Annotated in this window: 19 protein-coding genes; 4 read left to right on the forward strand and 15 right to left on the reverse strand. The window is 68.5% G+C overall.

Annotated features, from left to right (window positions below; all coding sequences use genetic code 11):
* Positions 1-2: 2 nt before the first annotated feature.
* From mltG to CQ034_RS03705, 6 genes are all read right to left on the reverse strand, one after another.
* Positions 3-1,523 (reverse strand): endolytic transglycosylase MltG, encoded by a 1,521-nt coding sequence (mltG, locus tag CQ034_RS03680; RefSeq protein WP_105709962.1) that lies wholly within the window; start codon positions 1,521-1,523, stop codon positions 3-5.
* A gap of 2 nt (positions 1,524-1,525) precedes the next feature.
* The gene (ruvX, locus tag CQ034_RS03685; protein WP_105709963.1) at positions 1,526-1,999 is read right to left on the reverse strand and encodes a Holliday junction resolvase RuvX; all 474 of its coding nucleotides are present in this window, start codon (positions 1,997-1,999) and stop codon (positions 1,526-1,528) included.
* Positions 1,996-4,656, reverse strand: coding sequence for an alanine--tRNA ligase (alaS, locus tag CQ034_RS03690; RefSeq protein WP_105709964.1), 2,661 nt, complete (start codon positions 4,654-4,656; stop codon positions 1,996-1,998). Before alaS ends, ruvX begins: the two co-directional genes overlap by 4 nt.
* A 55-nt stretch (positions 4,657-4,711) precedes the next feature.
* Positions 4,712-4,900 carry a hypothetical protein gene (locus tag CQ034_RS03695; protein ID WP_029263335.1) on the reverse strand — a complete coding sequence of 63 codons (189 nt, stop codon included), beginning with the start codon at positions 4,898-4,900 and terminating at the stop codon, positions 4,712-4,714.
* A 125-nt stretch (positions 4,901-5,025) separates the two neighbouring features.
* Entirely contained in the window at positions 5,026-5,655 is a 630-nt protein-coding gene (gene rpsD, locus CQ034_RS03700; protein ID WP_029263334.1) for a 30S ribosomal protein S4, read from the reverse strand.
* 182 nt (positions 5,656-5,837) lie between these two features.
* Positions 5,838-7,226: a replication-associated recombination protein A gene (locus CQ034_RS03705; RefSeq protein ID WP_105709965.1), complete on the reverse strand. Its 1,389-nt coding sequence runs from the start codon at positions 7,224-7,226 to the stop codon at positions 5,838-5,840.
* Positions 7,227-7,330: 104 nt separating this feature from the next.
* On the opposite strand from CQ034_RS03705, the gene CQ034_RS03710 reads away from it, so the two are divergent.
* Positions 7,331-7,627 (forward strand): hypothetical protein, encoded by a 297-nt coding sequence (locus tag CQ034_RS03710; RefSeq protein ID WP_105709966.1) that lies wholly within the window; start codon positions 7,331-7,333, stop codon positions 7,625-7,627.
* A gap of 22 nt (positions 7,628-7,649) precedes the next feature.
* Here the strand turns inward: CQ034_RS03710 and CQ034_RS03715 are convergent, their stop codons facing one another.
* Positions 7,650-8,888 carry an NAD(P)/FAD-dependent oxidoreductase gene (locus CQ034_RS03715; protein ID WP_258134023.1) on the reverse strand — a complete coding sequence of 413 codons (1,239 nt, stop codon included), beginning with the start codon at positions 8,886-8,888 and terminating at the stop codon, positions 7,650-7,652.
* A 257-nt stretch (positions 8,889-9,145) separates the two neighbouring features.
* On the opposite strand from CQ034_RS03715, the gene CQ034_RS03720 reads away from it, so the two are divergent.
* Entirely contained in the window at positions 9,146-10,069 is a 924-nt protein-coding gene (locus CQ034_RS03720; RefSeq protein WP_258134024.1) for a formate/nitrite transporter family protein, read from the forward strand.
* Positions 10,070-10,146: 77 nt separating this feature from the next.
* Here the strand turns inward: CQ034_RS03720 and CQ034_RS03725 are convergent, their stop codons facing one another.
* Genes CQ034_RS03725 through nirB form a run of 5 tightly spaced genes read right to left on the reverse strand, consistent with a single transcriptional unit; the run spans position 10,147 to position 16,067 of the window.
* Positions 10,147-10,824, reverse strand: coding sequence for a sirohydrochlorin chelatase (locus CQ034_RS03725; protein WP_105709967.1), 678 nt, complete (start codon positions 10,822-10,824; stop codon positions 10,147-10,149).
* Positions 10,821-11,951 (reverse strand): uroporphyrinogen-III synthase, encoded by a 1,131-nt coding sequence (locus tag CQ034_RS03730; RefSeq protein ID WP_105709968.1) that lies wholly within the window; start codon positions 11,949-11,951, stop codon positions 10,821-10,823. Before CQ034_RS03730 ends, CQ034_RS03725 begins: the two co-directional genes overlap by 4 nt.
* A complete protein-coding gene (gene cobA, locus CQ034_RS03735) occupies positions 11,948-13,183 on the reverse strand; it encodes a uroporphyrinogen-III C-methyltransferase (protein WP_105709969.1) in 1,236 nt (411 codons plus the stop codon). Before cobA ends, CQ034_RS03730 begins: the two co-directional genes overlap by 4 nt.
* A complete protein-coding gene (gene nirD / locus CQ034_RS03740; RefSeq protein ID WP_105709970.1) occupies positions 13,180-13,542 on the reverse strand; it encodes a nitrite reductase small subunit NirD in 363 nt (120 codons plus the stop codon). The genes cobA and nirD overlap by 4 nt, the downstream gene beginning before the upstream one ends.
* A complete protein-coding gene (gene nirB / locus CQ034_RS03745; RefSeq protein ID WP_374956809.1) occupies positions 13,539-16,067 on the reverse strand; it encodes a nitrite reductase large subunit NirB in 2,529 nt (842 codons plus the stop codon). The genes nirD and nirB overlap by 4 nt, the downstream gene beginning before the upstream one ends.
* Before the next feature lie 262 nt (positions 16,068-16,329).
* Between nirB and CQ034_RS03750 the strand changes: the two genes are divergently transcribed.
* Both CQ034_RS03750 and CQ034_RS03755 read left to right on the forward strand, forming a co-directional pair.
* Positions 16,330-17,688, forward strand: a complete 1,359-nt coding sequence (locus CQ034_RS03750; RefSeq protein ID WP_181156199.1) for a DUF349 domain-containing protein — start codon at positions 16,330-16,332, stop codon at positions 17,686-17,688.
* Between the two features lie 61 nt (positions 17,689-17,749).
* On the forward strand, positions 17,750-18,301 hold the full coding sequence (locus tag CQ034_RS03755) for a type IV toxin-antitoxin system AbiEi family antitoxin (protein ID WP_105709972.1): 552 nt from the start codon (positions 17,750-17,752) through the stop codon (positions 18,299-18,301).
* On the opposite strand, the gene CQ034_RS03760 is transcribed toward CQ034_RS03755, so the two are convergent.
* The 3 genes from CQ034_RS03760 to secD all read right to left on the reverse strand — a co-directional run bounded on the left by CQ034_RS03760 (position 18,288) and on the right by secD (position 23,358).
* Positions 18,288-20,540: a bifunctional (p)ppGpp synthetase/guanosine-3',5'-bis(diphosphate) 3'-pyrophosphohydrolase gene (locus CQ034_RS03760; protein ID WP_029263322.1), complete on the reverse strand. Its 2,253-nt coding sequence runs from the start codon at positions 20,538-20,540 to the stop codon at positions 18,288-18,290. The genes CQ034_RS03755 and CQ034_RS03760 overlap by 14 nt on opposite strands.
* A gap of 80 nt (positions 20,541-20,620) precedes the next feature.
* Complete coding sequence (gene secF / locus CQ034_RS03765; protein WP_029263321.1) at positions 20,621-21,610, reverse strand: protein translocase subunit SecF; 990 nt, start codon at positions 21,608-21,610, stop codon at positions 20,621-20,623.
* Positions 21,610-23,358: a protein translocase subunit SecD gene (gene secD / locus CQ034_RS03770; protein ID WP_105709973.1), complete on the reverse strand. Its 1,749-nt coding sequence runs from the start codon at positions 23,356-23,358 to the stop codon at positions 21,610-21,612. The genes secF and secD overlap by 1 nt, the downstream gene beginning before the upstream one ends.
* Positions 23,359-23,395: the final 37 nt, after the last annotated feature.

Below are 23,395 nucleotides of genomic sequence, written 5' to 3' on the forward strand. Positions count from 1 at the left end.
TCTCAGCAGCCCGCGTCGGGGTTTTCCCGGCACCACGCGCGCCACTTCTCGATCCCCTGTTCGTGCTCGGACATGGTCTCGGAGAACTGCGTCTCCCCGGTTTCGAGGTTGATCGTGACGAAGTACAGCCAGGGACCGTCCGCCGGATGCATGGCGGCATCGATGGCAGCGTCGCTCGCGCTCGAGATCGGGGTCGCGGGGAGTCCTTGGCGCTTATAGGTGTTCCACTCGTTGTCGCTCTCGAGCGCCTCCTTGGAGCTCGAGACGACACCCTCGTGCAGCGATCCATAACCGTACTGGGCTGTCGAGTCCATCTGCAGCAGCATGTCGATATCCAGACGGTTCTGGATGACTCGCGACACCTTCGCGAAGTCGTCCAGTCGGCCTTCACGCTGGATGATCGAGGCGATCGTCAGCACGCGCTGCGCGTCTTCGGGCGGCACTCCTGCCTCATCGAGCGCTTGGCGGGTGCGGTCGACCATCCGCTGGATGACCTGCGTCGGGGTGACCTCAGGGTCGAAGGTGTACACGGCCGGGAACAGCCAGCCTTCGAGGCTACGCGCGTCGACGCCGTACTGCGACGGGTCCTTGACGGCCGCCTCGAAGTCGGCGAGCGGGAGGCCGAGAGTCTCGGCCATGCCGGGCAGCGACGAGACGATCGTCGCGCCCTCGCCGACCGACACCGTGTTCTCGAGCTTGTTGGCCTCATCCTCGAGAGCGGCGAGAGCAGCCTCGGCCGTCATCTTCTGCTGCAGGCGGTACACACCGGGGTAGAACGTCGGGTTGATGCCCTCATCGACCAAGTAGTCGTAGAACACATCCTCGGTCTTCGTGACGCCCGCTTCGTAGAGAGCGATCGAGACCGGCCCGCCGGTGTCACCTTCCTTGATCGTGACCAGTGCTTCGCCGGTCGCCTGCCCTGGTTCCCAGTCCTTCGACGGCCCCCAGCCCATGGCCTCGCTGATCCTGTCACCGTAGGTGTTCGCCACCCAGACGCCGGCTCCCGCGAGCCCGCCGACGATTGCGAGGACGATGATCAGCGCGATCAGGCATCCCTTGCGACGCTTCTTCTTCGGCGTGGCGTCGACGTGATCGTCGTGCGGGGCGAAGAGATCGTCGAGCCCGCCGCCGATCACGGGCTCCGGCGCCGCGGCCGGCGCCGCGGATGCTGCCGGCGGCCGGGTCACGGGAACGGCTCGCGTCGGCGTATCGCCCGCGTCCACGGAGTCGGCCGAGTCGCGCACAGGGGTCGGCGACGGGGACTCGCGGTTCGCCGCGGCCGCCTCGTCGGCGGACGCACGGACCGGCACGGGCGATGGCTGCAGATGGTCACCCGATGCGCCGTTCGTGGGCGCCGTGGCATCCCCCGAGGCGGCTTCACGAGCCGCACGACGCGAACCCGGAGCGGGCGCACTGTTGTCGACCGTCGGAATCTGCGTGGTCGGCTCCGGAAGGTTCTCGAACAGCTCCCCCAGGCGGGAGTCTGCGTCATGCCGCGGCGTTTCGTTGTCGCGTTCGGACATCGTCAGGCGTGCTCCTCGTCAGGCGAGATGGCCGCACCGGCCGGGTTTCCGGTGCTCTTCTCCATATCGATCGCCTGCTGCAGAAGCACCACGGCGGCGACCTGATCCACAATGCTACGAGACTTCTTCTGAGATCTCCCGGAACTGCGCAGGGCGGCGTGCGCGGAAACGGTGCTCAGACGCTCGTCGATGAGCCGCACGACGATGCCACTGCGCAGCTGGAGAGCCGCCGCGAACTCCCGTGCGTCCGTTGTCGACGGCGTATCGGCGCCCCGCATGTTCACCGGCAGTCCGACCACGAACTCCAGAGGCTCGTACTCCCCCGCGAGCTGGACGAGGCGATCGATCGACGCCTCGTCCCGCGGGACCGTCTCGACCGGCACGGCGAGCATGCCGTCCGGGTCGCAGCGGGCGACACCGACCCTCGCCCGACCCACGTCGATGCCGAGCCGCACACCGCGGCGGAAGCCGCTCACGCGCCGTGCAGCTCCTGCGAGATGGCCTCGAGAGCCGTGGGAAGAGCCTCGGCGTCCGCGCCGCCGCCCTGCGCGACATCATCGCGTCCTCCGCCACCGCCGCCGAGTACACCGGCGGCGCGCTTCGCGAGCGCACCCGCCTTCGCGCCGGCGGATCGAGCAGCATCGTTCGTCGCCACGACCACGACCGGGCGGGCGTTGACGACCGCCCCCAGGGCGACGACCGCCGCATCGGAGCCGAGCCGATCGCGCACGCCGTTGACGAGGTCGCGCACATCATCGGCAGATGCCACATCGCCGAGGTTGAGTGCTGCCAGTCGGAAGGCACCGACACGCTTCGCGGCCTCCACGATCGCCGGGATCTGCCCCGCGCGCTCTTTGGACTCGAACTGCGCGATGCGCTTCTCCGCGGCCTTCAGGCTCGCCGTGAGATCGGCGATCCGCTCGGGCAACTGCTCACGGGGCGTCTTCAGCGAGCTGGTGAGCTGCGAGACGATCGCCCGCTCGGCTGCGAGCTCGCGGAAGGCATCGGCGCCGACGAGGGCCTCGATACGGCGGTTGGATGCGCCGACGGACGACTCTCCGACGAGGCTGACCAGACCGATCTCGGCACTCGTGCCCACGTGGGTACCGGCGCACAGCTCACGCGACCAGGGCCCGCCGATGTCGACCATGCGCACGACGTCGCCGTACTTCTCGCCGAACAGCGCCATGGCGCCGGCTTCCTTCGCCTCGTCGAGGGAGACGATTCGCGTTGTCACCTCGAGGGCGTCCTGCACGGCGCGGTTGGTGATCTCCTCGATCTCGCTGCGCGTGTCCGCGGAGAGCGCCTGCGACCACGAGAAGTCGAATCGCATGTAACCCGCGCGGTTCAACGACCCCGCCTGCGTGGCGGTCGGTCCGAGCGTGTCCCGGAGAGCGGCATGCACGAGGTGCGTCGCCGAGTGCGCCTGGCGTGCCGCGCGACGGTTGGCGGCGTCCACGACTGTCGTGGCGACGTCGTCGACCGCGACGCTTCCGCGGGCGACCTCGACGGTGTGGCTGATGAGACCGGGAACGGGCTTCTGCACATCGAGGACCTCGAGCTCGTAGCCCGGTCCGATGATCGTGCCCTTGTCGGCGACCTGACCGCCCGACTCCGCATACAGCGTGGTCTCGCTGAGCACGACCTCGGCGATCTGCCCCTCGGCGGCGCTGCGCACCGGAACCCCGTCGACGAGCAGCCCGATGACACGCGACTCGACCTCGAGCGCCGTGTATCCGTCGAAGCCGGTCTCGCCCAGGGCGCGCAGGTCGCGGTACACCGAGACGTCGGCGAGCTGACGCTTGCGATTGCGAGCGTCGTCCTTGGCGCGCTGGCGCTGCTCCTGCATGAGCGTGTCGAACGCGGTGCGGTCGACCTCGAGCCCGGCCTCTTCGGCAACCTCGAGGGTGAGATCGATCGGGAAGCCGTAGGTGTCGTGCAGCAGGAAGGCCTCGGGACCACTGAGGGTCTTGCCGCCGCCCTTCTTGGTCTCGTCCAGAGCGAGGTCGAGGATCGTCGAACCGGCGACGAGCGTGCGACGGAAGGTCTCCTCCTCCGCGAAGGCCGACGCCGAGAGCACAGACCAGTCCTTCTCGAGCTCCGGGTATGTGGTCTTCATCACGTCGCGCGATGCGGCGAACAGCTCGGGGAACACCGGCTCGTCGACGCCGAGTAGACGCATGGAGCGAACGGTGCGGCGCATGAGGCGGCGGAGGATGTACCCGCGTCCCTCGTTGGAGGGACGAACCCCGTCGGAGAGGAGCATGAGAGAGGAGCGCACGTGGTCGGCGACGACGCGGAAGCGCACGTCGTCCTCGTGCTGCACGCCGTAGGGGCGCCCGGAGAGCTCGACGGCGCGGTCCAGCACCGGACGCACCTGGTCGGACTCGTACATGTTCTCGACGCCCTGCTTGAGGAACGCGACGCGCTCGAGGCCCATGCCCGTGTCGATGTTCTTCATCGGCAGTTCGCCGATGATGTCGAACTCCGTCTTGCTGCGGATGTTCTCGAGGAGGTCCTGCATGAACACGAGGTTCCAGATCTCCAGGAACCGCGAGTCGTCGACGGCCGGGCCGCCGTCCTTGCCGTAGGCCGGACCGCGATCGAAGAAGATCTCGGAGTCGGGGCCACCGGGGCCGGGCTGTCCGGTGTTCCAGTAGTTGTCCGCGCGTCCGAGACGCTGGATACGCTCGGGCTTCAGCCCGATGATGTCGCGCCAGATCGCCTCGGCCTCGTCGTCGGTCTCGTAGACGGTGACCCAGAGGTCCTTCTCATCGAAACCGAGACCGCCGTCGGACTCGGAGCTCGTCAGCAGCTCCCAGGCGTAGCGGATCGCGCCTTCTTTGAAGTAGTCGCCGAACGACCAGTTGCCGAGCATCTGGAAGAACGTGCCGTGACGCGCGGTGCGACCGACCTCTTCGATGTCGTTCGTGCGGATGCACTTCTGCACATCGGCGATGCGCGGATGCGGGGCGGGGACGACGCCCGTGAGGTACGGGATCATCGGCACCATCCCGGCCACCGTGAACAGCAGCGACGGATCGTCGCTGACGAGGGAGGCTGAGGGGACGATGAGGTGGTCGTTCTTCTCGAAGAAGTCGAGGTAACGCTGCGCGATCTCCGCAGTTTTCATAGAGTGCCGGGTGTCCTTGCGTGAAGATGCCGCGCCGTGGCGCTGCTGCGGTGGTTCAGTTGTCGCCCGGCTCCGTGAGCCGTGCCTCCTGCTCGCGGTAGGCGTCGCCGATGAGAGCGGTAAATCCGTTGATCCTGGCGTCGACCTCGGCGAGGATGTCGTGACCGCGCGGGTCCTTGTTCATGAAGTGAGCCGCGACGAAGCCGCCGATCACACCGACCAGGAACCATTGCACGTTCTTCATGTCGTCATCCTTGCCCTTGATCCGCGAAGGCGCGGTGTCACCATCGTATGCCGAAACGACAAGAGGCGTCGGGTCACCCCGACGCCTCTTGCGCTGCTGCTCTCAGAGAACAGCGTGAGCGATGCTCAGCGTGCTGCGTAGTACTCGACGACGAGCTGCACTTCACAGGTCACGGGGACCTCGGCGCGCTTCGGACGACGAACCAGACGCGACTGGAGCTTGTCGAGCTCGACCTCGAGGTAGCCGGGAACGGGCGGCAGAACCTCGGCGTGACCGCCGGCTGCTGCCACCTGGAAGGGCTCGGTGCCCTCGCTCTTGGGCTTGACGTGGATGAGCTGACCCGGCTTCACGCGGAACGACGGGCGGTCGACGAGCTGGCCGTCGACGAGGATGTGACGGTGCACGACAAGCTGGCGAGCCTGTGCGGTGGTGCGGGCGAAGCCCGAACGCACCACGAGAGCGTCGAGACGCATCTCGAGGAGCTCGACCAGGTTCTCACCGGTCAGACCGTCGTGGCGACGAGCCTCGTTGAACGTGTTGCGCATCTGCTTCTCGCGGATGCCGTACTGCTCGCGCAGACGCTGCTTCTCACGCAGACGGACGGCGTAGTCGCTGTCTGCCTTGCGCTTGGTGCGGCCGTGCTCACCCGGAGCGTAGGGACGCTTCTCGAGGTAGCGGGCGGCCTTCGGGGTGAGCGGGATGCCGAGGGCACGGCTCAGACGCACCTTGCGGCGGTCCTGGGACTTCGTAGTCACGAAGCTGTCCTTCCGATGACGTGGTCGCGACTTTCACGACTCACGGACGTATCGTCCGCGTTCTGCCTTGGAGCGCACGCCGGGGCGCCAGCAAGGTGTGGTGTGAACGAGGAGATGCCCGAAAACACGGTTTCGAGCCGCTCAAGTCTAACAGATCGCGGCTCCGCGCCTGATCGCGCGGGTCACCGGTCGCCGAGGATGCGGCGGATGCGCTCCAGTCGCGAACCGATGTCGCGCTCGGCACCCAGGTTCTTCGGCTCGTAGTAGTGCTTACCGTCGAGCTCGTCGGGCAGATACTGCTGCGCCACCACGCCGTACTCGCTGTCGTGCGAGTAGACGTAACCGCGCCCGTGCCCGAGGCGCTTGGCGCCCGGATAGTGCGCGTCGCGCAGGTGCAGCGGCACACGTCCGAAACCTCCGGAGCGGATGTCGGCGATCGCGGCATCGATTCCCACATAGGCGGCGTTGGATTTCGCGGTGGTGGCGAGGTACACGGTCGCCTCGGCAAGCGGGATGCGTCCCTCCGGCATGCCGATGAACGCGACCGCGTCGGCAGCGGCGACCGCGATGACGAGACCCTGAGGGTCGGCCAGACCGACGTCTTCCGACGCGGAGATCACCAGGCGCCGGGCGATGAACCGCGGGTCCTCCCCCGCCTCGATCATGCGCGCGAGGTAGTGCAGCGCCGCATCGGGGTCGGACCCTCTGATCGACTTGATGAACGCACTGATGACGTCGTAGTGCTCGTCGCCCTGCCGGTCGTAGCGCAGAAGCGCCTTGTCGACGGCCTGGGCGACGTCGTCGGCGGAGACCTCCGGTACTGCCGCAGCGGCGTCCGCCTCGGCCGATCCGCTGTCCTCGCCTTCGTCGGAGCCAGCCTCCGCGGAGGATGCGTGCGAGAGGGCGACCGCAGCACCGGCCTCGAGACCCGTCAGCGCGCGCCTGGCGTCCCCCGAGGCGAGCCGGATCAGTGCGGCGCGAGCTTCGGCGCTCAGCGCCACGGCCCCGTTCAGCCCCCGTGCGTCGACGACGGCACGATCCACGAGTACACCGATGTCATCGTCGGTGAGCGGCTGGAGCGTGAGCAGCAGGGAACGGGACAGCAGCGGAGAGATCACCGAGAACGAGGGGTTCTCGGTGGTCGCGGCGATCAGGATCACCCACCCGTTCTCGACGCCGGGCAGCAGAGCGTCCTGCTGCGCCTTCGTGAACCGGTGGATCTCATCGAGGAAGAGGATCGTGGTCTGACCGTAGAGGTCGCGCTGCGTGATCGCCTCCTGCATCACCTCGCGCACGTCTTTGACGCCGGCGGTGATGGCGGACAGCTCGACGAAGCGGCGCCCGGACGAGCGCGCGATCGCCTGCGCAAGCGTGGTCTTTCCGGTGCCCGGCGGCCCCCAGAGGATGATCGAGACCGCTCCGGGCGAAGTCGCCTCCGGATCGGCGAGGGCGACGATGGGAGACCCTGCACGCAACAGGTGCCGCTGCCCCGCGACCTCGTCGAGCGAGATCGGGCGCATGCGCACGGCGAGAGGCGTCTGCCCGGAGAGCAGCGCGGCAGGGGACGTCATCCCTCCAGGCTACCGGCGGCCCCCGACACTTCGGGCGATCGGGCAGCTCCCGGTAGGCTCTCAGGCGACGCTGCGTACCGGCGTCGGAACGGGAGATCCAGGGCATGGCCGCACGCGGTTCCAAGAACGCACAGTCACGCACCGCGGCAGAGCGCGCACGACTGCACACCGCGCGTACCCAATGGCACGAGGGGCAGATCCGGCGCCGCGTCCGGGACAACACGATCGCCGCGATCGTCGGCGGCCTCATCGTCGTCGCCGCGATCGGCAGTCAGGTCGTGCACGCGCAGGTGACCGCACCCGAGCCGGCTCCGACGCCGACCGTCGAGCCGACGACGGCTCCCACCGACGCGCCCACGGAGAGCCCGGCACCGCTCCCCTCCGAGAGCCCCGCCGAGTAGCTCCCCGGGCCGACCGCTCTCGCTAACCGCGGCTCGGCAGCACGTAGGACGACGGGTCCGCTTCGAGCCGGGCGCCGACGAGGGTGTGCAGAGCCGGGTACGCCGAAGCGTCGCCGACCAGGATCCCCCCGAGCAGCGTGTGCGCATCACCTGCCAGCACCAGTTTCCGGTACACCCCGGCGACGGGATCCGCGTAGAGCACGTCGACCGCGTCCGGCGTCCGTGCGAGCGCGTCCCCGAAGCTCGCCACATCGACACCCGCCAGGGTGATGGCAGCGGATTCATCGAACCCGGCGAACCTCGCTTCGTGGCCGAGGATGCGCCGCACCGCCACATCGGCCATCTCGCGGGCCGGAGCGACCAGACCGAAGCGGCGCCCGTCGAGGCTGGCGACCTCTCCGATTGCCAGCACCGCCGGATCCGACGTCCGGCAGGCGTCGTCGATGACGATGCCTCCGTAGGGATGAACCGCGATCCCGGCATTGCGTGCGAGCTCGTCGCGCGCGCGCAGCCCGACCGTGAACACGACGACGTCCACACGCTGGAAGGAGCCGTCCTGGAACTCGATCGCCGTGACGACGCCGGATTCGTCCGGGTCGAGCCGTGTCACGCGCGTCCCGGTGCGCACCGCGATCCCCCGCGCCTGCAGATGGCGCTTCACGATGCTTCCCGCGGTGCCGTCGAGCTGCGCCTCCATCAGCCGATCCGCGTACTGCACCACCGTGGCATCGACCCCGATCGCCTGCAAGGCCCCGGCAGCCTCGAGCCCGATGGGGCCTCCGCCGACGACCACCCCGCGCAGATCACGTTCGAGCTCCGACGCGCGTGCGCCCACGAACGCACGGAGCGCCTCGGCATCCTCGACGGTGCGATACGAGAAGCAACCGGGTAGTCCCGCACCCTCGACCGCCACCCGACCGGCCGAGGCCCCGGTCGCGAGCACCAGCGTGTCGTAGCGATGCAGGCGACGGGAACGGGTGCGCACGGTCTTCGCCCGCCGGTCGATGTGCAGCACGCGATCGTCGACGACCAACTCGACGCGGTCATCCTCGAACGCGTCGAAGGGCAACGGGAGATCGTCGGCCGACCCGCCGAGGAACAGCTCTCGAAGGCGGGTGCGGTCGTACGGTCGGCGGCCCTCATCGCCGATCACCGTGACCCGCACGTCGTCGCCCGCCCGCTGCATGAGCTGTTCGACGAAGCGCTGCGCGGCCATCCCCGCACCGACGACGACGATCTCGGTGGCGAGCGGATGATTCATCGGTACAGCTCCTGTCGGCGGCGATCGTGCCGTAGCGCTGACGCTATGCGGACTGTGTTTCCCGGATGTCACGCGAGGTGTTTCACGCCGCGAACGATCGCATCACGGATGGATAACGACCGCGCATCTCACACCTCGCTGAAGGGGAAGTGAGAGATTCGCACCACAGACGTAACGTCCGGTGCGGCCCGCGGAAACGAGGCTCCCGCATGCTCGAGTCAGTCGAGCATCCGTGCTCCCGTCCCCGTGGAGGTCCTGTGTCCTACATCAAGCCCGCCGAGCTCGCCACACGCATGGTGGATGCCGGCGCCTACAAGCTGCAACTGTCCACCCGCGACACCCTGATCCGCGCCTTCATGGGCGCCGCACTCCTCACGATCGCGGCTGCCTTCGCGGTCACGGTCTCGACACAGACCGGTCAGCCGTTGCTGGGCGCCGTCCTGTTCCCGGTCGGGTTCGTGATGCTGTATCTGCTCGGTTACGACCTGCTCACCGGCGTGTTCACCCTCGGACCGCTCGCTGTGCTCGACCGCCGCCCCGGTGCCACGTTCGGCGCACTGATGCGCAACTGGGGGCTCGTCTTCCTCGGCAACTTCGGCGGTGCCTTCCTGGTCGCGATCATGATGGCCGTGTACTTCACCTACGGGTTCTCGACCGCGCCCAGTGCCGTGGGCGAGGCCATCAGCGAGATCGGCCACGGGCGCACGGTCGGATACGCGGATCACGGCGCCGCAGGCATGCTGACGCTCTTCATCCGCGGCGTGCTGTGCAACTGGATGGTCTCCACCGGCGTGGTGCTCGCGATGGTGTCGGACAGCACGATCGGCAAGATCGTCGCGATGTGGCTGCCGATCATGCTGTTCTTCTACATGGGCTTCGAGCACTCGATCGTGAACATGTTCCTGTTCCCCTCCGGGCTCCTGATGGGCGCCGACTTCACCGTCTGGGATTACCTCGTCTGGAACGAGCTGCCGACGGTCGTGGGGAACCTCGTCGGAGGGCTACTCTTCGTCGGCCTGCCGATCTACTACACGCACGGCCGCCCGAAGGCTCGGGCCGCCCGCGAGGCGCGTCACACCGAGCGCCGGTCCCGCGTGGAGGTCGTCACGACGGCCGCAGCGGAGGAGCCGGTGCAGGGCCTCGGCACCAGCGCGGCTGAGCGCGAACCGTCCCGGGTCTGAGGGGAATGCACGCCCGAGAGGGGGCGGATGCGTCGGCATCCGCCCCCTCTCCGTATGCGCTCCGGGTGCGCTCCGGGTCAGGCGGAGCGGAAGCGCTCGACGATGACCTCGGCGATGCGCGGGTCCGCCCCGAGCGGTGCCGAGACCAGGTCCGCTCCGGATCTCTCCACGAGACCGGCGAAGTACCCCGGCGCGAGGACATGGCTCGCGGCGATCACCCGCGAGGCTCCTCGCTCGCGCGCGAAGCTCACGGCGTCCGCGATGCGGGGCTCGATCGCCGACGCGTAACCGATCGTGACCGGCACCGGGATCAGGTCGGCGAGGTGCGCGGCCGCCGTGGTGACATCGGCGACCGCCGCAGGGTTGCTGGAGCCCGCCGCCGCGAGCACGACGTGATCGCCCGGAAGCCAGCGGTCGTGAACCGCCGTACGCAGCCGCGCGCGCAGGACCTCGGCGATGAGCGGATGGGTGCCCAAGGGCTCCCCCTGCCGCACGCCGTCATACGGACGGACCGCGCGCGCGATGTCGACCGCGGTGTGGAAACCCACCGAGAGCAGCAGCGGCACCACGACGACGTCATCGTCGAGATGTTCCTGTTCGACGACCTCGGGCACCGCCGGTTCCTGCACGTCGACGAAGGCCTGGACGACACGGGTGCCCGGAATACGTGCGCGCACGAGATCGACGATGTCTTCGACCGTGCGGCGTCCTGTGGGGGAATCCGTGCCGTGGGAGCAGGCGACCAGGGTGGTCATCGGGGTTCCTCCACGGTGAGTCGGTAACCGCGTTTGACGATGGTCTGGATCGCCGCAGCGCCGCCCAGAGCCTCGCGCAGCCGGGCGACCGCCATCTCGACGGCGTGGGCGCTCTCGCCTCCTCGGGGCAACGCGAGTCCCAGCTCCTCCCGCGAGAGCACGCGTCCGGCGGCATCGAAGAGCTCGCTCAGGATGCTCGCTCCGGCGCGGGAGAGCGGAACGAACGCGCCGTCGATCAGCACACCGCGGCTGCGCATCTCCATCGCGCCGAGAGCCGTGTGCAGCCGCGGGGCGGCACCCGACGCGTAGTGGTCGACCACGCAGCGCACCAGCGAGCCCAGGCGTCCACGTGCGGCCAGGGTGGCGGTGAGCCCGGCATCCGCGAGTGGGGCGGCCGTGATCGGCCCGACGGCGGCCAGCAGCAGGCGCCCGGACGCGGCCCGGCGACGGATCGACTCGAGCGCGTCGGCACGGACGGCCGTCCTCACCCACTCGGCGGCACCGGGTGCGGAGGTGAAGAGCACGGCGTCCACTTCACCAGCTCCCGCCTGCACGACGGAGCGGCGCACGATCTGAGGGTCCGGCGGCGGGCCCCAGCGATACACGGTGATGCTGACCACGTCCGCTCCCAGCCCCGACAGGAGGGTGTCGAGTCCGTCGGCCCCCGCGCCGTGGTGCTGAATCGCGATGCGCCGCCCGGCCACCCCTTCGGCTGCGAGGTACTCCCCCACTTCCGCGGAGGTCTCGGACTCCGCGACCCAGTCGGCGATGAAGCCCGCCTGCTGGATCGCCCCGTGAGCCTTGGGCCCTCGTGCGATGAACTGTGCTCCGGCCAGCGCGGCGGAGAGGTCCTCGGCCAGGTCGTTCTCGTGCGCGGCATCGATCCATCCGCGGAATCCCACCCCGGTCGTCACGATCACGATGTCAGGAGGGGAAGCGACGAGATCGCGGGTGCGGGCGATGAGGAGCTCATCGTCCTCGTTGGGGATGATGCTCAGGGCGGGCGCGCGGTACACCTGGCCGCCGCGTCGCTCGAGAGCCGCGACGAGATCGCCGGAACGTCGGTCGGCGGCGACGACGATGGTGCATCCGGCCAACACCGGAGTCAGTGGAACGCGGATCGTCACGCCAGGACAGCCCCGATCGTGTCCGACGAGGGGAAGAGCAGTCCCGCGCCCGCGACCTCGCCGACAACGATCACCGCGGGGTTGCGGAGGCCCACGGCCTCGGCATCGGCGACCGCCCTGCCGAGGGTGGTCCGCGTCGTGCGCTGCTGCGCCGTGTGGCCGCTCTCGACGAACGCGATCGGCCTCTCTGCCGGCACACCGTGTGCGAGTGCCGCGGTGACCAGACGTTCGAGGGCGGCCACGCCCATCAGGACCACCGTGGTCACGGTCGCATCGGCCAGCGCCGCGAGCGTACCCTCGCCGATGATGCCCTGCCCGTTCACGACGTGGAAAGCTGCGGCCGTGCCTCGATGCGTGACGGGAATGCCTGCCGCTTGCGGAACAGCGATCGCGCTCGATATCCCCGGAGTGATGTCGACCGGGATGCCCGCAGCCAGGCACGCCCGCATCTCCTCGCCACCGCGTCCGAAGACGAACGGATCCCCGCCCTTGAGCCGGACGACGCGTCGGCCCTCCGCTGCCCGCCCCACGATGATGCGGTTGATCTCGTCCTGCGGCACGGGGTGCCGACCGGGGGTCTTCCCGACGTCGATCACCTCGACATCGGGGTCGAGCCCGTGGACGATCTCCGCCGCGGGTCCCAGGCGGTCGGTCACGACCACGTCGGCTTCGGCGATGAGCCGACGCGCGCGCACCGTCATCAGGTCCGCGGGGCCCGGCCCACCTCCGACCAGGTCGACGCGTCCACTCCGACCGGCACGGCGCCGACGCAGCGGGATGCGGCCTTCGCCTGCGAGGCCGACGATCGCATCCCGCACGGCGACCGACCGACGCGGGTCGGCACCGACCGTACTGGTCACCGCGACGGTCACGTCACCGATCTCGGCCTGTGCGGTGAGCCTGGTCGACCCGTGGGCGCCGTCGGAGGCATTGATGCAGAGGATCCGTTTGCGCTCGCAGCGTTCCGCGACACCGCGGTCGACGCGGGCGTCGCCGGTGGCCGTGTGCACGAGCCACGCCCCGGCGAGATCCGTTCCTCGGAAGCGACCGGCGCGCCAGACGAGACCGTGAAGCTCGACCAGCCGCGCGGTCTCCGGATGCAGGACGGGGGCGACGATCCGCACCCGCGCCCCTTCGTCGAGGAACCGGCGGATCCTCTTCGCCGCGACCGCGCCACCACCCACCAGCAGCACGTCGCGTCCGGTGAGGTCGACGCCCAGCATCACGGTCATCGGATCTCCTCGATGTTCAGCTCGATCTGACCGTCTCGAACGGTCACGTCCCAGACCCGCAGCGTCGCCGAGGCTTTGCCCTGTGTGTCGAGACACTCCCCCGTTCGCAGGTCGAAGACCTGCTTGTGCATCGGTGAAGCCAGCGTCGGCACATCGCCCCGCGTGCCCACGATCCCGCGGGACATCACATGGGCGCCGCTGTAGGGATCGAGGTTGGACACCGCATGCACCGAGCCATCGGCGAGGACGAAGAGCGCGATCTGGACCGAGCCGAACAGCGCCGCCCTGCCTCGCTCCACCTCGAGGTCGCTGAGCGCGCAGACGCGGACTCGCGTTCCGGTCTCGGGGCTGAGCGTCATCGTCGCACCTCCAGAGTCGTGCCGGCGATCATGACGCTCGCGTCGAAACGTTCCTCCGTCGTCGCCGGCCGCACCTGACCGCGCTCGGAAACGTAGGCCAGAGAAGGGTCGGGGGTGTCGGTCGCATTCACGAAGGACTCGAAGCGCCGCAGTTTCACCGGGTCGCGCAGGGTCGCCGCCCACTCGTCCTCATAGCGGTCGACGTGCACGCTCATGGCCGCGTCGAGGTCGTCGCAGATGCCGAGGCTGTCGTCGAAGATCACCTCACGGAGGCCGTCCAGCCCGCCGTCGAGCTCGGCACACCACCCTGCCGTGCGCTGGAGGCGATCCGCCGTGCGGATGTAATACATGAAGAAGCGGTCGATCGCGCGGATGAGGCCCTCGTCGTCGAGGTCGGCGGCGAGGAGCTCCGCGTGGCGCGGCGAGAAGCCGCCGTTGCCGCCGACGTACATGTTCCACCCCGACTCGGTGGCGATCACACCGACGTCCTTCGACCGGGCCTCCGCGCACTCGCGCGCGCAGCCGGACACACCGACCTTGAGCTTGTGCGGCGCCCGAAGACCCCGATAGCGGAGCTCGAGGCGCACGGCCATGCCGACGGCATCCAGCACCCCGTACCGGCACCAGGTCGAGCCGACGCACGACTTCACCGTGCGCAGCGCCTTGCCGTACGCCTGCCCGGACTCGAACCCGGCGTCGACCAGCCGCTGCCAGATCTGCGGCAGCTGCTCCAGGCGGGCGCCGAACATGTCGATCCGCTGCCCGCCGGTGATCTTCGTGTAGAGCCCGTAGTCCTCGGCGATGTTGCCGATCGCGATCAGTCCCGCAGGGGTGACCTCGCCACCGGGCATCCGCGGCACAACCGAGTACGTGCCGTCCTTCTGCATGTTGGCCATCACGTGGTCGTTGGTGTCCTGCAGAGCCGCGTTCTCGCCGTCGAGCACGTGCGCACCGACGAGGACGGACAGAATGCTCGCCAAAGCCGGCTTGCAGATGTCGCAGCCGCGCCCGGTGCCGAAACGGGCGATGATCGCGCTGAAGGTCGTGATTTCCGACACGCGCACCGCGTCGAAGAGCTGGCGGCGCGACATCGAGAAGTGCTCGCACAGGGCGTCGGAGGTCGTCTGACCGAGCTTGGTCAGCTCCTGGCCGACGATCTTCTTGACCGCGAAGAGGCAGGAGCCGCAGGTGGCGCCCGCCTTGGTGCAGGCCTTCACGGCCGCGGCGTCGGTGCACCCCTCGGCGTGCACCGCCTCCCGGATGCGTCCGGCCGTCACGTTCGAGCAGGAGCAGACGACCGCCTCGGCCGGCAGCTCGCTGTCGGGAAGCGCGGTGCCGCCGTCCGGCATCAGGTAGGCGGCGGGGTCTGCGCCCAGCGCAGCACCCACCAGGGGGCGGAGCATTCCGTATGCCGAGGCATCGCCGACGAGGATGCCGCCCAAGAGTGTCTTTGCGTCGTCCGAGAGGACCAGCTTCTTGTAGACCCCGTTGACCGGGTCGGTGTAGACCACGTCCAGGGCATTCGGTGTGGAGGCGAACGCGTCGCCGAAGCTCGCCACATCCACACCGGAGAGCTTCAACTTCGACGAGTCGTCGTAGCCGGGGAAAGTGGCATCGCCGCCGAGAATCCGAGTGGCCGCCACCTCGGCCATGGCGTATCCGGGGGCCACGAGTCCGACGGAGCGTCCTTCGAAGTTGGCGACCTCGCCGATCGCGAGGACGTCGTCGTCGGCGGTGCGGCACCTCGAATCGATCAGTACGCCACCGTTGGGGTGCACGGCGAGATCGGCGAGGCGTGCCAGTGAGTCCTGCGGGCGCACGCCGACGGTGAAGATGACGACGTCCGTTCCCTGCATACTGCCGTCCTGGAACTGCAGTGCCGCGACGGAGCCGGAGGCATCCGGGTCGATCCGTGTGGTCCGCGTTCCCGTCCGCACATCGATGCCCTTCGACTCGATCAGGCGGCGCAGGATGGTGCCACCCGCGAGGTCGAGCTGGGCGGACATGAGCCGGTCCGACGACTGCACCACCATGCACTCGACGTCGAGACCCTGCAACGCGCCTGCCGCCTCAAGGCCCAACAGTCCGCCGCCGATCACCGTCCCGCGCAACGGGCGGCCGAGCGACGCCGCGCGGCGCTGGACGAACGCGTCGATCGCGGCGACATCGTCGAGCGTCCGATAGACGAAGCAGCCGGGGAGCTCAGCGCCGTCGACGGCCGGCCGCATGGCGTAGGAGCCGGTCGCGAGGACGAGTGTCCCGTAGGCGTGGACCGCACCCGAGCGGGTGCGCACCGTGCGACGAGCCCGATCGATCCCGGTGACGCGATCATCGCCGATGAAGCGCACCCTGTCGTCCTGGAGGGTCTGCGGATCGAGTGCGAGGTCGTCGGCGCTCGCACCGGTGAAGAACGAGGTCAGACCGACGCGGTCGTACGGCGCTCGCGCCTCCTCGCCGATGACCGTGACTGTCGGCGCCGAACCGTCGCCGCGGAGCAGGCTCTCGACGAATCGGTGCGCGACCATTCCCGCCCCCACCACCACGACATCCGACGATGTGCTCTCCCGAACGATCACGAGCCCTCCTCTGTCCGTGGACTCGACGATAGAGACACGGTGTTTCGCGAAAGGCCGGGGCGGTGTTACACGGATCGAACGTTCTTCTCACAACTCGGTAACAGTCGTGTGAGATCGCGCTTCGAGCGAGTCCGGCAGGGCCCCGCGGGGCGTACTAGGCTGAGCCTCGTCCCTTCCGCCTCCCGCGGCCCTACCGCGCAAGGAGAATCACGTGTCTGCCACCGAGCCCTCGAAGCCGACTCCCCCCGTCCCCGCACCACCCGCCGTGCCGATGCCGCCGAAGGCACCCAAGCCGGCAGCCGTCGTGCCCGCCGCACCTGCGCCGTCTCCGGCCGCGTCGTCGACCTCCGCCGAATGGGGCCGCGTCTCCGACGACGGCACCGTCGAGGTACGCGAAGGCGAGGTCTGGCGCGTGGTCGGCCAGTACCCCGACGGCACGCCCGAGGAGGCGCTCGCCTACTTCGTGCGCAAGTTCGACGACATTGCCTTCAAGGTGCACACGCTCGAACAGCGTCACCAGGCAGGCGGCGCCTCGGCGAGCGACCTCGCGAAGCAGGCCGGTCATCTCATCGACGAAGCGACGGATGCCGCTGCCGTCGGCGACCTCGCAGGTCTGCGAGACCGTCTGAACGCCCTGACCTCATCGCTGTCCGAAGCCACCGAGCAGGAGGCGCAGCAGGCCAAGGAACTCGTCGACAAGGCGATCGCCGAGCGCACCGTGCTCGTGGAGAAGGCCGAGGCGATCGCCGCGCGCGACCTCAGCAAGGTGCAGTGGAAGCAGGTCACGGCCGAGCTCGGCGAGCTGTTCGACGCGTGGCAGGCGCAGCAGCAGAGTGGTCCCCGCCTCTCCAAGGGCATCTCCCAGCAGCTCTGGAAGCGGTTCCGCGATGCGCGCGCCGTGGTCGACAAGCAGCGTCGCGCCTTCTACTCCGAGCTCGACGATGCGCACAAGAGCGCTCGCGACGTGAAGACCCGCCTGGTCGAGCGTGCCGAGGCACTCGCGCCGCGCGGCACCGACGGGATTCCCGCCTACCGCACCCTGCTCGACGAGTGGAAGGCGGCCGGGCGCGCCGGGCGCAAGGCAGACGATGCACTGTGGGCGCGGTTCAAGGCGGCGGGCGATGCCCTGTACGCTGCTCGCGCCGAGCAGTCCGCCGCGGAAGAAGCGGAATCCGCCCCGAAGATCGAGGCCCGAGAGGCTCTCCTCGACGAGGCCAAGGCGGTCGCCGACGAGTCGAACATCAAGCGTGCTCGCGCGCTGCTCACCCGCATCCAGCGGCAGTGGGATGAGATCGGCCGCATCTTCCCGCGGGACAAGGAGCGCGCGCTCGACGACAAGCTCCGCACGATCGAGCAGGGGCTGAAGGCCCGTGAAGACGTGGACTGGAAGAAGAACAACCCCGAGACCAAGGCACGCGCGAACGACATGAGCTCGCAGCTGCAGGAGGCCATCGAGAAGCTCGAAGCCGAGGTCGCCGCCGCTGAGAAGGCCGGCGACAAGAAGGCCGCGAAGGAAGCCGCTGACGCCCTCGAGGCTCGCCGCGCCTGGCTGAGTGCTCTGGGCGGCTGACCTTCTCCACAGGTCTCCGCGACCGTCTCGAACGCGGGGTGCACTGCGCCAGACTGGCGTGATGCACCCCGCGTTCCTCTATGTCCCCGGCGAGCGGTTGAGCCAGACCGAACTCAGCGCGGCCCGCATCGACGGCCATGTGGTCGACGTGGGTGACGCGTACATCCCTGCCGATCTCGTCGAGGGGCCGGATGTACGGGCGAGCACCATCGCCGCGCTCGTCCGGCCGGGCACCGCCGCATGCCACCAGACGGCCGCGTGGGTCCACGGCGCCGGTGACACGCCGCCGGTCGTGCATCACGTCAAGCGCTGCGTGGATCGTCGGATCCGTCCGGTCACCAGCGCGCGCGTGGTCTTCCACGACACACTGCTGCCCGCAGCCGACGTCCTCACGCTCAGCGGCGTCGCGGTGTCGAGCCCGGCCCGGACGATGCTCGACCTCGCGACGACACTGCACCGCGACCCGCGGGTGCTGCCGTGGATGGATCTTCTCGCCGTCGTCTGCCCCGACACCCCGGACGCGGCGATGAACGCGCTGCAGGACCTTCGACGCGTGCCGGGCAGCCGCATGGGTTCGGCCGCTCTGCAGCGCCTCGCCGTCAGGAGGAGGTGACCCGGTAGACGTCGTAGACGGCGTCGATCCGACGGACCGCGTTCAGTACACGGTCCAGGTGCACGGCATCGCCCATCTCGAAGACGAACCGGCTCAGAGCCAAGCGCTCATCGGTGGTGGTGACCGTCGCCGAGAGGATGTTGACGTGGTGCTCGCTCAGCACGCGCGTCACATCGGAGAGAAGGCCCGAGCGGTCGAGCGCCTCGACCTGGATCTGCACGCGGAACACGCTCTTCGTCGTCGGGGCCCACGACACCTCGACGAAGCGGTCCTGCTCGTTGCTGAGCGCCTTGACGTTGACGCAGTCCGCCCGGTGCACCGAGACGCCACTACCGCGCGTCACGAATCCGACGATCTGGTCACCGGGAACCGGGGTGCAGCACTTGGCCAGCTTCACCAGGATGTCGTTGGCGCCGCGCACCAGCACGCCGGAGTCGCCGGATCGCGGCTCACGCGTCGGGACGCTCCCGGGCAGATCGATGGCGCCCGTGCTGGGGTCGTTGGCCGCGACCAGAGCCGTGACCTTCTCGAGCACCGACTGCGTCGACACGTGTCCTTCGCCGACCGCCGCGTAGAGCGCCGAGACGTCTTCGTAGTGCAGCCCGCGCGCGACCTCGGCGAACGAGTCCTGGCTCATCAGCTTCTGCAGCGGCAGGTTCTGACGGCGCATCGCGCGGGCGATGGCCTCCTTGCCCTGCTCGATGGCCTCTTCGCGGCGCTCCTTGGTGAACCAGCCGCGGATCTTGTTCCGCGCCCGGGTGCTCGCGACGAAACCGAGCCAGTCCTGGCTGGGGCCGGCATCCGGGTTCTTCGAGGTGAACACCTCGACCACGTCACCGCTCTTGAGTTCCGATTCCAGAGGCACGAGGCGCCCGTTGACCTTGGCACCCATCGTGCGGTGGCCGATCTCGGTGTGCACCGCGTAGGCGAAGTCCACGGGAGTCGCGCTGGCCGGCAGGCCGATCACCCGCCCCTTGGGCGTGAAGACGTAGACCTCCTTCGCACCGATCTCGAAGCGCAGCGAGTCGAGGAACTCACCGGGGTCAGCGGTCTCGGCCTGCCAGTCGGAGATGTGCGCGAGCCACGCCATGTCCGTGTCGGAGGCGCGGACCTCGGTCTTGCCACCGCCGTTCATCCGCTCCTTGTACATCCAGTGCGCGGCGACACCGTACTCGGCCTGCTGATGCATCTCGTGCGTACGGATCTGAATCTCGACCGTGCGACCGGCGGGACCGATGACCGTGGTGTGCAGCGACTGATAGAGGTTGAACTTCGGGGTGGCGATGTAGTCCTTGAACCGGCCGGGCAGCGGCGTCCAGCGAGCGTGGATCGCACCCAGGACGGCGTAGCAGTCGCGCACCGAGGAGACGAGGACGCGGATGCCGATCAGATCGTAGATGTCGTCGAACTCGCGGCCGCGGATGACCATCTTCTGGTACACCGAGTAGAGCTGCTTCGGGCGCCCGACGACTTTGCCGCGGATGCGGAGATCGCGCAGATCCTCGTCGATCTCCTCGACCACCTGAGCGAGATACTTCTCGCGCTGCGGGGTCCGCTGCGCGATGAGGCTGTGGATCTCGTTGTAGATCTTCGGGTGCAGCACAGCGAACGAGAGGTCTTCGAGCTCGGACTTGATCGCCTGGATGCCGAGACGGTTCGCCAGCGGGGCGTAGATCTCGAGCGTCTCCTTGGCCTTCTTCGTGGCCTTCTCCGGTGGGACGAAACCCCAGGTGCGCGCATTGTGCAGGCGGTCGGCCAGCTTGATGAGCAGGACCCGGATGTCCTTCGACATCGCCACGATCATCTTGCGGACCGTCTCGGCCTGCGCGCTCTCGCCGTACTTGACCTTGTCGAGCTTGGTCACGCCGTCGACGAGCATCGCGACCTCGTCGCCGAACTCGGCGGTGAGATCGGTCAGCGCGTAGCCCGTGTCTTCGACCGTGTCGTGCAGGAGCGCCGCAGCGATGGCCCGCGGGCCCAGACCGAGCTCGGCGAGGATCTGTGCGACAGCCAGCGGGTGCGTGATGTACGGCTCGCCGCTCTGGCGCTTCTGCCCCTCGTGCTTCTCCTTCGCGACCGCGTATGCGCGTTCGATGACGGAGAAGTCGCCCTTGGGATGATTCGCACGCACCGTGCGGATCAAGTTGTCGAGGTCGTTGATGCGGGACGCGCGGGAGAAGATGCGGGGAACCAGTCGTCGCAGACTCGAACCCTGCGATGACGTCTGCGGTTCCGCCATCAACTCACCTCCCGATCACTTCATCCTACGCGTGCTGAGGGCGCCGAGCTTCCGCTCGGAGCACCCTCGGCCCGGACCCCTCAGGCTTCGACGGACGCCCGGCTGCGAGCCTCGCGGATGCGGGCGTCGCGCTCCTTGAGCTGGGGCTCGTTCTCGCGGAACAGCGAGTAGAGCGGTGCGGCCACGAACAGCGTGGAGTACGTCGCGACGAGGATGCCGACGAAGATCGACAGCGAGATGTCGGTGAGCGATTCCGCACCGAGCCAGAAGGCGCCGATGAAGAGCACGGCGCCGACCGGCAACGCCGCGACCACAGACGTGTTGATGGAGCGCACGAGGGTCTGGTTAACGGCGAGGTTCACCGATTCGCCGAACAGTCGGGCAGACTTCTCCCCGTCTTCGGTGGTGTTCTCCCTGACCTTGTCGAACACGACAGTGGTGTCGTACAGCGAGTACGCCAGGATCGTCAGGAAGCCGATGACGGCAGCCGGAGAGATCTCGAAGCCCGCCAGCGCGTAGACGCCGACCGTGATGACGAGCACGTCGAGCAGGCCGATGATCGCCGCCGCCGACATCTTCCACGTGCGGAAGTAGATCGCGAGGATCAGGAACGTGAGGGCGAGGAAGATCGCGAGACCCCACAGCGACTGCTTCGTGACGTTCTCGCCCCAGGCCGGGCCGATGAACGACGACGTCACATTGGCGGGCTCCACACCGTAGGCGTCTGCGAGGGCTTCCGCGACGTCCTGCGTCTCGGCGGCGCTCATCTGGTCGGTCTGGACGCGGATGTCCTTTCCGTTCAGGACGACGACCTTGGTCGCGGCTCCCGGCACGACCGACTGGACGGCCTCCTTCGCGGTGTCCTGATCGACCGTGTCGGGCGCCTGCACCGTGAACTGGGACCCACCGGTGAACTCGATGGAGAACTGGATGGGGCGGATGAGCGGCACGAGGGCCGAACCGACGACGAGCACGATGGCGATGATGAACCACAGGCGACGCTTGCCGACGAACGGGAAAGAGGTCTTGCCGGAATAGAGGTTGTTTCCGAACTCATTCATGGAAGGCATCAGGCGTCTCCCTCACTTCCGGGCTTGGTGGGTCTGTCGCCCGCGAGTGCCTCGGCGCGCTTTCGTTCTGCGATGGTCTGGCGGCGATCCGCCTCGCCCCGGGAGCGGGCGTTCTTCGCACCGCGACCGGCCGATGCCGTCGAGACCTCCCGGTACTGGGACCGGCTTCGGTACACCGCACCGAGCGCCTCGGGGTCGAGGCCCGAGAGCTTGTGACCGCCGCCGAAGAATCGGGTGCGCGCAAGGAGCTGCATCACCGGGTGCGTGAAGATCACGAAGATGAACACGTCGATCAGGGTGGTGAGACCGAGTGTGAAGGCGAAGCCCTTCACCGTGGCGTCGGCGAGGATGTAGAGCACGACCGCAGCCAGGATGTTGATCGACTTCGAGATGTAGATGGTCCGCTTCGCGCGGCCCCAGCCGTCTTCGACCGCGGCGGTGATCGACTTGCCGTCGCGCAGCTCATCTCGTATTCGTTCGAAGTAGACGATGAACGAGTCGGCGGTGAAGCCGATCGAGACGATCAGACCGGCGACGCCGGCGAGCGAGAGACGGAAGCCGAGCCGCCAGGCGAGGATGCAGATGATGATGTAGGTCAGGACGGCCATCACCGCGATCGAGGCGATGATCACCGAACCGAGCGCGCGATACACGATGAGCGAGTAGATCGCGACGAGTGCGAGACCGATGAGACCCGCGATCAGACCGATCTGCAGCTGCTGGGTTCCGAGAGTCGCCGAGATCGTGTCGGAGCTCTGCACGACGAAGCTGAGCGGCAGGGCACCGAACTTCAGCTGGTCGGCGAGCGTCGTCGCCGTCTCCTGCGTGAAGCTGCCCGAGATGCTGGGACGGCCGTCGAGGATGACGCCGTTCATCCGCGGAGCGCTGATCACGTCGCCGTCGAGCACGAACGCGAACTGATCGCGCGGGGACAGACCGTCGATGCGGTTCTGGTTGAGACGCGTGCTGACCTTGCCGAAGGCATCGCCGCCCTCGCCGTTCATGGTCAGCTGCACGATCCACGCGCCGGACTTCTGATCGCGACCCGCGGAGGCATCCGTGATCGCGGTGCCGTCGAGCTCGGCCGGTCCGAGGAGGAACTTCTGCGCCTTGTCCGGGGAGCAGGCGACGACCGGCTCGTCCTTCGGGGCACGGGCGGGGTCGTTGTCCGGGTTCTCGCAGTCGTAGGCCTGGAACTCCGCTGCCAGCTTGTCCGTCACCCATGACAGGTCGCTCGCGTCGGTCGGCTCGGCGGTCGGCGTCGCATTCAGCGACGGGTCCGGGCTGGGGTACGGAGTGGAGTTCCCATCCTCGCCGACGAACTCGGTGCTCGCGGCCGTCGTGTACAGCACGGGTCGCAGCTCGAGCTGCGCGCTCGCCTGGATGCGCTCACGAGTCTGCGCATCCGCCTCGCCCGGGATCTGGACGACGATGTTCTGTCCACCCTCGGTCGTGATGTCGGCCTCGGCCACACCCGACGCATCCACGCGCTGGCGGATGATCGCCGCGGCCTGGTCGAGCTGCTCCTGCGTGGGAGCCGCTCCGTCCTCGGTCTCGGCGCTGAGGACGATCTGGGTGCCGCCCTGCAGGTCGAGTGCGAGCTCAGGAGTCCAGGAACTGACCGGCTGGCCTTCGGCGTCCTTGATGACGTACACGCCCAGCGAGTTGATGCCGAACAGAACACCCGTCACGAGGAGCAGGCCGAGGAGGACCCGCCAGGCGTGACGGACGGGAGAAGATGAAGCCACGTGTGTTCAGCTTTCTGGGAGGACGGAGATCCGAAGG

The sequence above is a fragment of the Microbacterium sp. MYb45 genome, assembly GCF_002979655.1.
Taxonomy (GTDB): domain Bacteria; phylum Actinomycetota; class Actinomycetes; order Actinomycetales; family Microbacteriaceae; genus Microbacterium.

Bases quoted from the DNA above. Each gene is read 5' to 3' on its own strand.
- mltG (WP_105709962.1), bottom strand. From the start codon at position 1,523: ATGTCCGAACGCGACAACGAAACGCCGCGGCATGACGCAGACTCCCGC.
- alaS (WP_105709964.1), bottom strand. From the start codon at position 4,656: ATGAAAACTGCGGAGATCGCGCAGCGTTACCTCGACTTCTTCGAGAAG.
- CQ034_RS03695 (WP_029263335.1), bottom strand. From the start codon at position 4,900: ATGAAGAACGTGCAATGGTTCCTGGTCGGTGTGATCGGCGGCTTCGTC.
- CQ034_RS03705 (WP_105709965.1), bottom strand. From the start codon at position 7,226: ATGACGTCCCCTGCCGCGCTGCTCTCCGGGCAGACGCCTCTCGCCGTG.
- CQ034_RS03710 (WP_105709966.1), top strand. From the start codon at position 7,331: ATGGCCGCACGCGGTTCCAAGAACGCACAGTCACGCACCGCGGCAGAG.
- CQ034_RS03715 (WP_258134023.1), bottom strand. From the start codon at position 8,888: ATGAATCATCCGCTCGCCACCGAGATCGTCGTCGTCGGTGCGGGGATG.
- CQ034_RS03725 (WP_105709967.1), bottom strand. From the start codon at position 10,824: ATGACCACCCTGGTCGCCTGCTCCCACGGCACGGATTCCCCCACAGGA.
- cobA (WP_105709969.1), bottom strand. From the start codon at position 13,183: ATGACCGTGATGCTGGGCGTCGACCTCACCGGACGCGACGTGCTGCTG.
- nirD (WP_105709970.1), bottom strand. From the start codon at position 13,542: ATGACGCTCAGCCCCGAGACCGGAACGCGAGTCCGCGTCTGCGCGCTC.
- nirB (WP_374956809.1), bottom strand. From the start codon at position 16,067: ATGGTCGCGCACCGATTCGTCGAGAGCCTGCTCCGCGGCGACGGTTCG.
- CQ034_RS03755 (WP_105709972.1), top strand. From the start codon at position 17,750: ATGCACCCCGCGTTCCTCTATGTCCCCGGCGAGCGGTTGAGCCAGACC.
- CQ034_RS03760 (WP_029263322.1), bottom strand. From the start codon at position 20,540: ATGGCGGAACCGCAGACGTCATCGCAGGGTTCGAGTCTGCGACGACTG.
- secF (WP_029263321.1), bottom strand. From the start codon at position 21,610: ATGCCTTCCATGAATGAGTTCGGAAACAACCTCTATTCCGGCAAGACC.